The sequence below is a fragment of the Parafrankia sp. FMc2 genome (genome assembly GCF_041008525.1).
GTDB lineage: Bacteria > Actinomycetota > Actinomycetes > Frankiales > Frankiaceae > Parafrankia.
Window position 1 is genome coordinate 1 of sequence record NZ_JBFLUG010000361.1, and the last position, 1781, is coordinate 1781.

Here is a 1781-nt window from a genome sequence, read left to right on the forward strand (position 1 = left end):
CTAGCCCTGTCTTCCGCACGTGCGTGCGGTGAGCCAGCTGCTTGGTCTCTTGTTCGGATCACGTCGGGGTGACCGCGATCGGTAGTGACAGGCCTGGGACTGTTCCTGGCTGTGACGGTCGTGATGGACTACGGGCCGCCGAGCTTCGAGAAGCCGCTCGGCGCGCTGCCCGTCGTGCGTGACTACCTGGCCCGCCTCGATCTGGCGGGCACGATCGACCGGCTCGCCCCGATGCGCGACAAGGTCAACCGGGCCACCCACGGCGACGTGATCGCCGCGCTGGTCGCGAACCGGCTGACGTCGCCGACCCCGCTGCTGCATGTCGAACGGTGGGCACGCCAGTGGGCGGTCGAGGAGATGTTCGGCCTCGCGCCGGATGTGTTGAACGACGACCGGGTCGGTCGGGCGCTTGACGCGCTCGCCCCGGTCTGTGAGGCCGTGGTCGGTTCGGTCGGCGCCGCGGCGATCGCCGCGTTCGGCCTCGACGTCTCCCGGATCCACTGGGACATGACGTCGATCTCGCTGTACGGCACCTACCCCGAGGTCGACGGCGACTACGCGACCCCGAAGTACGGCCATCCCAAGGACCGCCGCCCCGACCTCAAACAGGTCCAGACCGGGCTCGCGGTCACCGGTGACGGCGGGATCCCGCTGGTCCACCGCGCCTACGACGGCGGCGCCGGTGAGGTCGCCCAGGTCACCGGCGCGATGCACGCCCTGGCCACGCTCGCCGGGGAACGGCGGTTCCTGCTGGTCGGAGACAGCAAGCTCGTCTCCTATGGAAACCTGACCGCGCTGATCGACGCCGGGGTGCAGTTCCTCGCTCCGGCACCGAAGCAGGTCGTGCCCGCCTCGACGCTTGCCGGGCTGGACTGGGCCAGCGCTGGCATCGTCGAGTACGTCGCCGACCGTGACCAGGCCAGGTTCGCTCACCAGCGGGCCTCCTACCGGGCTCGCGAAGGGGTGACCACGCTGCGCGGGCCGCGGAAGAAGGACCCGGTCCTCACGATGCGCACGGTCTACCTCTGGTCGTCGGCCCGCGCGCAGGCCGCGCGGGCCGCCCGAACGGCCAAGCTCGACCGAGCGGCCGACGACCTCGACCGGCTCTCCCGCGCCGCCGGTTCCCACCACCTCTACCGCGACGTCGCCGCGGTGACCGCCCGCGTCGCGACGATCGCGGCGAAACGCCGTGTCTCCGGCTACCTGCTCACCGAGACCAGCCTCGACCCGGACACCGGGAAACCCACCCTCACCTGGCATTTCAACCAGGACGCGCTCGACGCCGAGGCTGCCACCGACGGCTGGTACGCCTTGCTGACCAACCTGCCTGACGATGTCGGCCCAGCAGAGGTCCTCGCCCGCTACAAAGGCCAGGAAGTCGTCGAACGGCGCTACGGCGCGTTCAAAGGCCCACTCGCGGTCGCGCCGATGTTCCTGCACTCCAACCAGCGCATCCACGCCCTCATCCACGTCATCTGCCTGGCACTGCTCATCTTCTCGCTGATCGAGCGCCAGACACGGCTCGGTGCCGGCCCGGACGGGAAGATCCCCGGCCTCTACGCCGGCCGGCCCGCCCGCCCCACCGGCGCACTCGTCCTCGGCGCGCTCAACACGCTGCGCCTCATGCCCGCGCGCGACGGCCAGCCCGCCTACATCCCCCGCCCACCACACCTTCACCAACACCTCCTCGACATCCTCGGCGTCGACCCGACCCGACCACCTTGATCACCAGTCAGGCAGGTCGAAGCATCGAATCCCCATGTGCGGAAGACCCGGCTAGC

General features: G+C 70.3%; 1 protein-coding gene. It reads left to right on the forward strand.

Annotation, left to right across the window (positions count from 1 at the left end):
- Positions 1 to 84 precede the first annotated feature (84 nt).
- Positions 85 to 1725, forward strand: coding sequence for an IS1634 family transposase (locus tag AB1460_RS37250; RefSeq protein ID WP_368967246.1), 1641 nt, complete (start codon positions 85 to 87; stop codon positions 1723 to 1725).
- Positions 1726 to 1781: the final 56 nt, after the last annotated feature.